The organism is Plebeiibacterium marinum (genome assembly GCF_026013615.1).
Classification (GTDB): domain Bacteria; phylum Bacteroidota; class Bacteroidia; order Bacteroidales; family Marinilabiliaceae; genus Saccharicrinis; species Saccharicrinis marinus_A.
Genome location: NZ_JAPDPI010000003.1, coordinates 38,560 through 51,187, shown reverse-complemented (window position 1 = coordinate 51,187; position 12,628 = coordinate 38,560). Strand labels below are relative to the sequence as shown.

Genomic DNA, 12,628 nt, shown 5'->3' with positions numbered 1-12,628 from the left:
AAATACAATGAAAAAAATATTAATATATAGTTTATTAGCAATAGTCTTCACTATAGTATCTTGTTCTGAAGACCAAATTGATATTAAGAATCCAAACTTTCCAACTACTGATACTTTTTGGAAAAGTCCGGAAGATGCACAGACTGGTTTGAATGCCGTTTATACTATGTTTTATAAACCAGGTAGCTGGACACGTTGGATCTACTTTAGGTTTGACTTAACATCTGACGAGGGGTATAGTGCCAGTCCTTGGAACGAGCTAAAAGAGTGGACTCGATTCATCTATTTTAACTATAATTTTTGGGAAGGTAATGCGTGGATGTGGCGCGACCATTATAAAGCTATTTTCCGTTGCAACCAGGTGTTGGATTTTGTTCCGGATATTGAGTTCGAAAACCAGGCTGATAAGGATCGGATATTAGGACAGGCAAAGTTTTTAAGGGCTTTTTATTACTATCATTTGGCGTTAATGTTTGATAATGTTCCTTTGGTTCTTAATGCCTCTAGTCCTGATGATGTACCAGAACAGAAATCAGAGAGTGAAGTATATGCGCAAATAAAGCTTGACCTGGATGATGCAGTAAATAGTTTACCTGAGCAGTGGGATGATAGCAATTTGGGAAGACCAACAAAAGGTTCTGCCTTAGCATTGTTAGGTAAAGTTCATATGCAATTGCACGAGTGGCAAGAAGCAAAAGATGCATTGAACTGGTTGGTAGAAGGTAACGGAGCTCAATATTATGGTTTGGTTTCAAATTATAAGGATAACTTTATGCATACTACTGAAAACAATATTGAATCAGTGTTTGAAATACAGTTTTCAGATATAAATCCAAGTGGAGATGGTGATGAGCCAAATCAGAATGTGGGATCAAACAGGGCACAATTTTTCGCTCCCCGTGGTATTGGTTGGTGTGATGGTCAGCCTCGCAGATGGTTGGTTGATGAATACAAAAAAGAAGCTACCGTTGATGGTCAGATCGATCCACGTCTACGTGCCAGCATATTTTACCCTGAGATTCAAACAGATTATCCTGGCGAGAAAATATATGGTCGTGATTGGGAAGCCGGCTGGGGAACTGATTGCTTCTTCAGAAAGTATCAGGGTGATTATTACCGCGATCACGAAGATTATTACTCGCCAATTAACTATAGGGTTATCCGTTATGCTGATGTGTTGCTACTGTATGCAGAGTGTTTAGCAGAATTGGGTGGAGGAACTCCTCCTGCATTAGCGGTGGAGTTAGTAGACCGTGTTCGTGAGCGTGCTGGTTTGGCAAAATTGGAGAATAGTACCTTATATTCGTCGGTTGTTGGATCAAAGGATGCATTCTTAAAGCGTCTTCAAACAGAGCGTTCTCTAGAACTTTGTTTGGAAGGTGTTCGCTGGGCTGACTTAAAGCGATGGAATTTATGGGAAACTAGCGAAGGGTTAAATGAGTTGATTAGTCGCGATCCTGACTTTGGTAATTTTGTAGTGGGTAAATCAAGCAGATTGCCTATCCCTCAAACAGAAGTGGATAACAATCCAAATCTTGATCAAAACCCAATGTATTAATAAATTAGGTAAGTGTTAGAGAGAAGGCTGTGAAAGCAGTCTTCTCCACTTATTACCAACAATGTGTATGGTCTGATTATAATTCGGATTATTACTTGTCTTCTTATAAATATCCATAGCAATATATTGGTTTGGATATGTATCCTATTTTTTAAAGCCTTGGTTTTGTATTTCTTTATTTATCTGGGCTCTCATTCTACATTTCAATGCAACAATTATGAGATATTTGAGTTTTTCATTTAGGTTGGTATGCTTGAAAGCTGTTCTGGCAACTTCAATTCTTCTATTTTTCGCTGGTAATTTAAGAGCACAGCAACCAGATCCTCCCGGTCAGGTTAACAATCCTGATGAAGCAGTAAACCAGGCTTACTTATTTGCCCATATGACTCATGAAGATTACGGGAGACTATATTATTCTGTTAGCTTAGACGGATTACATTGGCATTCTTTAAATAATAAGCAAAGGGTTTTTAATGAATATAAAGGACATCCGGATATTTGTAAGGGTCATGATGGCAGATATTACATTGCAGGAAATACCAGTGATGCCTCGCCCGTGATAAACTTCTGGGTTTCCGATGATTTAATTAAATGGGAAAAGCACAGTACTTATACGCCTGATTTAAAAAGTACACCAGATTATTCATATGCACTGCAACGCATAGGGGCACCCAAAATTTTCTTCGATCAGGACTCAAAACAGTATGTGGTAACATGGCATACCCCTCATAAAGAAGGTGGCGAAGTTTATTGGGCAAGTCAGCGCACTTTATATGTGCTTTCTAAAGATTTAAAAACATTCTCAAACCATCCAAGTCGTTTGTTTGATTGGGATATGGGAACAATTGATGTGTTTATAAGGAAGATTGGTGATGACTATTATGCTGTTTTAAAAGATGAAACATATCCTACACTTTATTGGACAACCGGAAAAACCATTCGTGTTTCAAAGGCTCCCTCTTTGTTAGGTCCCTATTCGGAACCAGCTGCGCCAATAAGCCCAAATTTCAGGGAAGCTCCAATGTTGATCCCATCTCCGGATAACAAAATCTGGTATATGTATTACGAACAGTACCCGGGTGTATCTTATGGACTTTCGATAGCGGATAATATGAATGGCCCTTGGTATCAGGCTTCTGGATATACATTTTATCACGATTGGGATAAATACAGTTTGCCTGAAAGTGTACGGCACGGTTGTATGATAACCATTACAAAACAGGAATATGAAAATTTAACATCGCATTTTGGAATTGATAAATAATAAAATGCAGGTCTAATATATAAATTGGTTAAACGTAATAAATTTAACAAAACGTGAAAAGAATAATATTTACACTATTTGTTGCTTTAATTTTGGCAAATACGTCGTCGTGTTCAAAAGATGATAAAGACGAAACAGAGAACAACACGGAAACAAAAGCAATAAAAGTTCCATTGGGCGATCCTTTTATTATGCTTTATGAAGATACTTACTATGCATATGGAACTTATTCGGCTAATGGAATTGCGGTTTATGCATCAGACGACTTATTGACATGGAAAGTTCCTGAAGAAGCAAAATATGGATTGGCATTAAATAAAAACGATGTGTGGGCAGACAGGTGGTTTTGGGCACCGGAGGTATATCATGTAAATGGTAAGTTTTATATGTACTATTCTGCAGATGAACATATTTGTGTGGCTACCAGTGATAGCCCATGTGGGCCTTTTAAACAAGATGTTTTAAAACCGATGATTGAGGGAGAAAAGTGTATTGATAATTCATTGTTTATTGATGATGATGGTACCCCATATCTTACGTTTGTTCGATTTAATGATGGCAATAATATCTGGATTGCAGAAATGGAAAATGATCTGAAAACCATTAAAATGGGAACCATGACCAAATGCCTTAATGTGTCGCAACAATGGGAGCAGGTTTGGCCAAGGGTGAACGAAGGATCATTTATTACAAAGCACAACGGAATTTATTATATGACTTATTCGGCCAATAGCTATGAGAGTCAGTTTTATGGTGTTGGTTTTGCTACTGCCACTAATATAATGGGACCTTGGGTAAAATATGAAAACAACCCTGTTTTTCAAATGCCCGGCGAGCTTGTAGGTGTTGGTCATAGTGCCATGTTTACAGATAAAGAAGGAAATCTTTGTAAGGTATTTCATGCCCATAATAGCAAAACAGCCATACATCCACGCCAGATGTATGTCACCACTGTTGGTTTTGAAAATATGGGAGGGACAGATGTGATGACTATCGATTCGGATTATATCACGCCTTTATTAAAATAAGATAGGATTTAAACCTGGTGTATGAAAGCAATAAAATTCAATATGCAAAAACAAAGGGTTTTCCTGATGCCGTTTTTGTTTTTATGTGCAAGTGTTTTGCTGGCATGTAATAAGGAGGATGGTGTTATTGATCCTCAAGAGGTTCCTGATAAGAACCAAAATATTGATGGAACAAGAATTGCCTGGGACTATAGCAGTAAGGTAAAGGTGGCTCCGGCAGCCGGGCGAACAGAGGCTTATTGCGGTTATTCGCGTTTGGTACAACTTTATGATGGTCGATTAGCATGTGTATATGAAACCTCTTCTGGAAATGTGGAATTAGTGTTCAGTGAGGATATAGGAGCAACCTGGAGCTATCCAAAAACTATTTTTGCTACACGGAATAGTATCAACATGGCCGTTCCCGATATTATAGAACTTAATGACCATTCGATTCTTATTGCGTGTAACCCCCGTCCAAGAGAACCTTATACCGATGACAGGAAGTTCGGTATTATGGTTAGAAAAAGTATAGATGGAGGTGAAAGCTGGCACGATGAGCAACTGGTTTATGAGGCGCAATCAACTTTTAACAATGGGTGTTGGGAGCCATCATTCGTTCAGCTTCCTAATGGTGAATTACAGTTGTTTTTTGCAAATGAAGGTACATTTATATCTTCTGATGAGCAAAATATATCAATGTTACGGTCAGTTGATAATGGTGAAACATGGTCTGATGCACCAATTGTTGCAGGATTCAGGCCGGGGCGCCGGGATGGGATGCCTGTTCCTTTGCTACTCGAAGATAAAGGAGAGATATTGGTTGCCGTAGAGGATAACAAGAAAGGGGAATTTAAGCCCAGTATTTATCATGAGAAAATAACTGATAATTGGGTAAATGGATATATATCAGAAAACGATAGCCGAAGAGATTATCATCCATTGGTTGATGTGCTGTCGGATGATATTTATGCCGGGGCGCCCTATTTGGCTCGTTTAAAAAGTGGTGAGGTTCTGCTTTCGTACCAGTCCACCTGGAACAGAAGTGATATTTGGGATCGTTCGTGCATGGTTGTTGAAGTGGGCAATAGTAATGGTGAAAATTTTAAAAACAGGAGCATGCCGTTTAATATTCCCATAACAAAATGGGGATTATGGAATTCAGTTTCCGTAATAGAAAACGGGACTATTCCGGTTGCAGTTACATCAACAAATGCATATTCATATGGCTCAACCGAAGTCTGGATGGTTAAGGGGCATGTGATTCCTGAATATTCAGTAAAAAATGGCACTGCTACCATTGATGGTGAATTACATGACGACTGCTGGCAACATGAATGGCCTTATTTTGTGGGGCATAAAGGTGCATCAAATATGAAATCATCATTATGTATGGATGAGAACTATTTATATGTGGGAGTTGAAGTCAATAATCTTCCATCAGGATTTGAGAATGGTGGGACTGTAACTTTTCAGCTGGATATAGAAAGGAAAGGCTATGAAAAACCTCATGAAAGAATCTATTCGTTTATTTGCGGTTTTGATAAGAATTTGAGCATGAAAGTAGGGAGTTTTGGTACGTGGATCGATTATGAGCTTCCGGAAGGAATTAAATATCAGTTAATAAATAATAGTAATACAAGTAAGATTGAAATGGCTATTCCGGTGCAGGTGATAGGTGGAAATTTTGAAAATGAATTGGGACTGAACTTTGAATTATCTTACCCGACCCAAAGTAGTGTTATCAGTGAATCGTTACCAAATTGCGATTCTGATAGTCCATATACATGGTGTCCGGTATTTATTAAATAAACACAATCATTTAAATATTGTACTATGAAAAAGGGAATAATTATAATATTAATGGCTGTTGTGGCATTTACAGCTTGTCAGAATAAGACAAAAAATGCCGAAAAAATATCCGCTGAAAACAAGCCGGCTTCTAAAATATGGACCATGGAGCAAGCCAGTCAATGGGGAGCTGAAAATGGCTGGCTTCGCGGGTGTAATTTTAACCCAAGTACTGCAATAAATCAATTGGAAACATGGCAGGCAGAATCTTTTGATACAGAAACAATTGATCGTGAATTGGGCTGGGCCGAAGAAATTGGGATGAACTGTATGCGTGTTTATCTTCACCATGTTGCCTGGCAAGTGGATAAGGATGGTTTTAAAGATAGAATGAAACAGTATTTGAATATTGCCGAAAAACATGGCATTAAAACCATTTTTGTGTTTTTTGACGATTGTTGGAATGCAACTTATAAAGCAGGAAAACAACCTGAACCAAAACCAGGTGTTCACAATTCAGGATGGGTTCGGGATCCGGGTGATTTATTATATGAGGATTCCACGTTGGTTGATACCTTAGAAATTTATGTTAAAGATATCCTGACAGCTTTTAAAGATGATAAAAGGATTGTTATTTGGGATTTATATAATGAACCTGGTAATTCGGGTTATGGCAACAGGTCGATGCCTTTATTAAAGAAAGTATTTGCATGGGGATGGGAAGTTCGTCCAGCGCAACCGTTATCTGCAGGTGTTTGGAATTTGTCTTTGTCCGATTTGAACAAGTTTCAGGTTGAAAATTCTGATATCATCACTTACCATAATTATGAAGGACCTGAAAAACACCAGGCAACAATTGATAGCCTGAAAACAATTGGTCGCCCTATGGTTTGTACTGAGTATATGGCAAGGAGGAATAACAGTTATTTCCAGAATATCATGCCTATCTTGAAAAAGGAAAATGTGGGTGCCATTAACTGGGGATTGGTAGCCGGTAAGTCAAACACCAAGTATGCCTGGGATGAACCTATTGCAGATGGATCAGAGCCTCCTTTGTGGTTCCATGAAATTTTCCATCCTGATGGCAAACCATATAGCCAGGAAGAGGTTGACCTGATTAAAAGTTTGACAAAGGAATAGCAGTTTATGATGATAAAAAAAAATCTATTATTAAGATATTCTGTAGTCGTCGTGTTATTTGCTCTTGCCGAACTTTCTGTAATGGCAAAAACACGGCTTTCGGAATTGGTGTGCGAATATCTCCAAAACCCTATTGGTATTGCAAATCAGCATCCCCGGTTAAGCTGGAAGATTGTTTCTGATGAAGAGAACGTGATGCAAAAAGCATACGAGATAAAAGTTGTTGACAATACGGGAGGAATTTTATGGAACTCCGGGAAAGTTACTTCTGACCAGTCAGTAAATGTTGAATACCAGGGAAAAGCATTGAAATCAATGCAAAAAGTAGAGTGGCAGGTACGTATCTGGGATCAAAAGGGGAAAGTATCTAAATGGAGTGACCGGGCCACATGGGAAATGGGAATATTAGATGAAGATACATGGACGGCCAATTGGATTTCAGTAAAGGAGGAGAAAGGCGGGGAAACTCGTCCCTGTCAATATTTCAGGAAGGAATTTGATACATCTAAAAAGGTTAGTTCTGCCCGAGTTTATGTAACATCTTTGGGTTTGTATCAATTGTTTATTAATGGAAAAAAAGTAAGTAAGGATTTATTTACTCCAGGTTGGACCAGCTATAATAAACGTCTTCAGTATCAAGTTTACGATGTGACTTCCATGATTGGTAACCAAAATGCGGTGGGTGCTATTTTAGGAGATGGTTGGTATAGGGGAGAGATTGGTTGGGCAAAACAAAATAATTACTATGGAGAAAAATTGGCTTTGTTGCTGCAATTGGAAATCAATTATACAGATGGAACAAGTGAGACAATTATTAGTGATGATAATTGGAAAGCAACCACTGGTCCTATTCTGGGCTCTAGTATCTATCATGGTGAATCGTATGATGCCCGGTTGGAATTAGGGGATTGGTCAAGTCAGGGTTTTGATGATGTTGATTGGCAATCCGTTGCATCAATAGACCATTCTAAAAAAATATTGGTATCCTCGCAGAGTGATCCGGTTCAGGGTGTAAAAGAACTCAAGCCAATTAAACTGATTACTACTCCAAAAGGTGAAACAGTTCTGGATATGGGGCAAAATATGACTGGCTGGGTACGTATGGTAGTAAATGGAAAGAGCGGTGACAAAGTAGTGCTTTCTTTTGCCGAGGTTTTAGATAAACATGGGAATTTTTATACCGAGAACCTTAGGCGTGCTAAAGCAACAGATACTTATGTGCTTAAAGGCGGTAGTGATGAAACGTTTGAACCACACTTTACTTTTCATGGATTTCGGTATGTAAAGCTGGAAGGTTATCCGGGAACCCCCGAACTGGATGATTTCACAGGGGTGGCCATCTATTCTGCAATGAAGCCAACTGGTGAATTTTCTTGTTCAGATTCTTTGATAAACCAATTACAGCATAATATCCAATGGGGACAATGCGATAATTTTTTGGATGTGCCTACTGATTGTCCGCAACGTGATGAGCGTTTGGGGTGGACAGGTGATGCGCAGGTATTTTGTCCAACAGCAGCCTATAATTATAATGTAGCCCCATTTTTTACAAAATGGATGAAGGATGTTGCTGTGGATCAATTTGCCAATGGGGTAGTTCCTCATGTGGTACCGGATGTGATGTTAGGAAGAGACGGCGGGTCAACAGCCTGGGCTGATGTGTCAGTAATTATACCATGGACAATTTACCAGGTTTATGGAGATACCCGTATTTTGGAAGATCAATACCAAAGTATGCAGGCCTGGGTTGATTATATGAAAACCAATGCCGGTGATAATTATTTATGGACCAACGGAAATCATTTTGGCGATTGGTTGGCTTTTGCCACAACAAATTCAGATTATCCGGGAGCAACTACCGAGAAAGACCTGATTGCAACAGCCTATTTTTACCATTCAACCAACTTGCTTAGTAAAATTGCAGGTGTTATCGGTAAAAAGGATGATGAAGAAAGCTACCGTGGTTTATGTGATAAGATAAAAAAAGCGTTTGTTTCAGAATATGTGACTCCTAATGGAAGATTGGTTTCACATACACAAACAGCATATGTGCTGGCCATTTCGTTTGGTATATTACCGGATGCATTGAAAAGCCAGGCGGCTGAATATTTAGCTGGAGATGTGGAAAAATTCCGACACCTTACCACGGGGTTTGTTGGAACACCACTACTTTGTAGTACCCTGTCTGCTATAGGGAGAGATGATTTGGCCTTTATGTTGTTAATGCGAAAAGAATACCCCTCGTGGTTGTATCCTGTTACGCAAGGAGCCACAACCATATGGGAGCGTTGGGACGGTCAAAAGACAGATGGATCATTTCAGGATGTTAGTATGAATAGTTTTAACCATTATGCTTATGGGGCCATTGGTGAGTGGTTGTATACTTATGTTGCCGGAATAAAAATGGATGCGCAATTTCCAGGATATAAGCATTTTATATTATCACCTCATGTTGGCGGAGGATTAACACAAGTCAGTAGTACTTATGATTCTATGTATGGCGAAATTAGGTCGGAATGGGTATTGGAAGGAAAAGAATTTGTTTATAATATTTCAATTCCGGCAAATACATCTGCAAGGATTATTTTACCAGGTTCAAAACTAGAAGAGGTTAGCATAAATTCAATCCCGGCAAATAGCTATTCAGGAGTAGAAACACATAAGGAACAAGAGGGGTTTGTGTTGGGATCTGGTAATTATCAGATCAAGTATGCCATGGGTAATATTAATAATTAGTAAAGAAAAGAAGAGAATGAAAAATTGGAGATTAGTATTAATTATTTTATGTGCTGTACAGTTTACTGCATTTGCTAAAAAAGGCATCAGTTGTGAAAAAAAAGATAACTGTGTCAGTACAGTAAATACTCCGGGACAAGATGGAGACAGCAAGGAGATTTTTTATGCAGATCCTACTATTTACGAAAAGGATGGAAAGTACTATTTGACGGGTACACGAAACAGGGAGCCGTTGGGTTTTGCTGTTCTTGAATCAGATGATCTAAAGGAATGGCATTCTCCTTCAAAAAATGAACGTCATATGATTTTGGAAAAGGGGAATAAAACATTTGGTGATAATGGTTTTTGGGCACCCCAGATACTTGAATATAACAAGATGTTTCTATTTGCTTATACCGCCAATGAGCAAGTTGTGTTGGCCAAATCAAAAAAACTATTGGGACCATATACGCAAAAAACGATAGAGCCTATTGATGGTTCTCAAAAGAATATAGATCCTTATATTTTTAAAGACGATGACGGAAAATATTACTTGTACCATGTGAGGTTTAACCATGGAAACTACTTGTGGGTAGCAGAGTATGATATTAATACTGGGAAAATTAAATCAGAAACCTTGAAACAGTGCTTTGGCCAGACAAAGGCATGGGAAGCAACAGATAATTATCCTTCAGATCCTATAATGGAGGGGCCAACAGTAATAAAACTTAAGAACAAATACTATATGTTTTATTCTGCCAATCATTTTATGAATATTGACTATTCTGTTGGATATGCAACCGCTGACTCACCTTATGGACCATGGGAAAAAAGTGATAATAGCCCGATTATACATCGTTCAATAGTTGGTGAAAATGGAGCTGGACATGGAGATGTTTTTAAAGGTAAGGATGGCAGATTATATTATGTGTACCATGTTCATTTTTCAAAATCTCAAGTGTCACCAAGAAGAACCCGAATTGTACCTGTTGAAATGAAATGGGATGAAAAGGGTAGTGTTTATACCTTTTCGGTAAAAGGTGATAATGTGATTGTCCCGGTAACTAAATCAATAGAATAAGGATGATCTATATGTAAGTTTTGGAAAAGAAAATAGCATATTAAGAAAAAATAATTGATAATGCAGCTGGCTTTATTGTTCGGCTGCATTTTTTTGTTTTTATCTCATTCAATAGTTCGTTAGTTTTTTATAAGTGTAAGATTATGAGATATTTAATAAAATTAACTTAGGTAGGGTAAAAATCTGATTTTAAGCATCTTGTAAATGAGTCTCTTATCTCTTATCCCTTATCTCTTATCTAAAATCTAACGATCTAGTGTATGAAGATGTAAATATTTTATTCAAAAAAAGTAAATTTTTGTGAGTAAATTATGTGCGCAAGTTGTAATAGGGCAGTAAAGGGGTGTTATATCCACTAAAAACTTATGTAATTTGCAATGGTTTATGAAAAAGGTTTAAACGATGAATAAAATTATTTATGCTATTGTCTTTGTTGTAGTGTTGTTAAATGGGCTATCAGGCTGTTGGATAAAAGATAATAGTAAGGGGATGATATATAACCCTGTTTTACCGGGCGATTATCCCAATCCAACAGTTATTAAGATAAAGGATTGTTATTACGCGTCTGCAACAAGTAATGAATGGTCTCCCTTGTTTCCGATTTTTAAGTCAAAGGATTTAATTAACTGGAAACTGATTTCGTATGTTTTTCCGGGGGGAGCTCCGGATTGGGCAGATAAAAACTTTTGGTCGCCCGAACTGGCCTACGATAAGGAGCAGGATCGGGTTTATGTGTATTATTCTGCCAGGGATAAGAAAACAAACAGAATGACCATTGGTGTTGCAAGTGCTGAATCTCCCGAAAAGCCATTTGTAGACCATGGACCCTTTGTGTCTCAGGAAATGGGCTCCATTGATGCATTTGAAATGAGGGATAGGGATGGGAAAATATATTTGATATGGAAAGAAGATGGCAGTAGTATAGGATTACCAACTCCAATATATGCCCAGGAAGTATCAAACGACAGGAGTCGTCTTCTGGGCGAAAAAGTTGAATTAATAAGGAATGATAAGGACTGGGAAGGTGGCTTGGTTGAAGGTGTTTGCCTGTTTGCCAAAGGCGATTATTTTTATATGTTCTACTCTTCGGGGAATTGTTGTGACAAAGAGTGTAATTATAAAGTTGGGGTTGCAAGGGCAAAGAGTTTACTGGGGCCCTGGGAAAAATTTGAAGATAATCCCATATTACGGACCAATGTTGAATGGAAATGCCCAGGTCAGGGAGCCGTAGTTCCAAAAGATGATGACCTGTTCTTATTATACCATGCCTATAGCCGTCAGGGAAGTGTTTATATAGGTAGGCAAGGGGTGTTGGAAAAGCTGTTTTGGAGGAAAGACAATTGGCCTTACTTTAAAAATGCACAAATATTAAACAGTCCGAAAGAGAAATTGAATTTTGAAGATCATTTTACTGATGCGCTGAACCTGATCTGGCAATGGAGGGTCACCCATGATTTAAGTTATGCAACAGGCGAAGATGGCTTGATGTTGGAGGCTTCCAACGAAAACCTTGAGTTGGGTAGTTTGCTTGTACAATCAGTTCGGTCTACCGATTATCAGTTTGTTGCAACCGTGGATTTAGGCAATACAGGAATGAATTCGGAGGGAGGTATTGCTTTGATAGGAGCAGCAAGTAATGAGTTTTATGCCCCATTGGCAGGATTGGGTATTTCTGTAGACCATAATTTAATTAAGGCATGGAGAACGGTTAACCATGAAACATCTATATTAGGTGAAGTCCTGGTAAGTGAACTCCAGGATGATATGGTTAATTTAAAAATGGAAGTAAACGATGGGTATCTAATTAACTTTTTTGTAAAGGTGGAAGATAGATGGGAAAAAGTAGCAGGCAATATTGATGCTTCGGCTTACGTGCCCTGGGGAATGGGATTTAGGTTAGGCCTAGTTGCAAAAGGTAAAGCCGAAGAATTTGTTAATATAAAAAGTGTAAAGCTAACAAGCTTAGATACCAAGGAATCAGGATTAAATTAAAAAAAATGAATAGAGGGAGGATGATGAAAGATTAAGTAACTATAACCAACCAAAGAAAAATCGAAGTTGTAAAATCAATG

8 protein-coding genes are annotated in these 12,628 nt (G+C 38.2%); all 8 read left to right on the top strand.

Annotated elements, in window-relative coordinates; translation table 11 throughout:
* Positions 1-7 precede the first annotated feature (7 nt).
* The 8 genes from OM074_RS02520 (at position 8) to OM074_RS02485 (ending at position 12,548) form a co-directional block, all read left to right on the top strand.
* Positions 8-1,558 carry a RagB/SusD family nutrient uptake outer membrane protein gene (locus OM074_RS02520; protein ID WP_301197701.1) on the top strand — a complete coding sequence of 517 codons (1,551 nt, stop codon included), beginning with the start codon at positions 8-10 and terminating at the stop codon, positions 1,556-1,558.
* A 217-nt stretch (positions 1,559-1,775) separates the two neighbouring features.
* Positions 1,776-2,822 (top strand): glycoside hydrolase family 43 protein, encoded by a 1,047-nt coding sequence (locus tag OM074_RS02515; protein WP_301197700.1) that lies wholly within the window; start codon positions 1,776-1,778, stop codon positions 2,820-2,822.
* 53 nt (positions 2,823-2,875) lie between these two features.
* Entirely contained in the window at positions 2,876-3,850 is a 975-nt protein-coding gene (locus OM074_RS02510) for a glycoside hydrolase family 43 protein (protein ID WP_301197699.1), read from the top strand.
* A 21-nt stretch (positions 3,851-3,871) separates the two neighbouring features.
* Positions 3,872-5,641: a sialidase family protein gene (locus tag OM074_RS02505; RefSeq protein WP_301197698.1), complete on the top strand. Its 1,770-nt coding sequence runs from the start codon at positions 3,872-3,874 to the stop codon at positions 5,639-5,641.
* A 24-nt stretch (positions 5,642-5,665) separates the two neighbouring features.
* The gene (locus tag OM074_RS02500; RefSeq protein WP_301197697.1) at positions 5,666-6,760 is read left to right on the top strand and encodes a cellulase family glycosylhydrolase; all 1,095 of its coding nucleotides are present in this window, start codon (positions 5,666-5,668) and stop codon (positions 6,758-6,760) included.
* Between the two features lie 6 nt (positions 6,761-6,766).
* Entirely contained in the window at positions 6,767-9,496 is a 2,730-nt protein-coding gene (locus tag OM074_RS02495) for an alpha-L-rhamnosidase (protein WP_301197696.1), read from the top strand.
* A gap of 16 nt (positions 9,497-9,512) precedes the next feature.
* Positions 9,513-10,556 (top strand): glycoside hydrolase family 43 protein, encoded by a 1,044-nt coding sequence (locus OM074_RS02490; protein ID WP_301197695.1) that lies wholly within the window; start codon positions 9,513-9,515, stop codon positions 10,554-10,556.
* A gap of 402 nt (positions 10,557-10,958) precedes the next feature.
* A complete protein-coding gene (locus OM074_RS02485) occupies positions 10,959-12,548 on the top strand; it encodes a glycoside hydrolase family 43 protein (protein WP_301197694.1) in 1,590 nt (529 codons plus the stop codon).
* Positions 12,549-12,628: the final 80 nt, after the last annotated feature.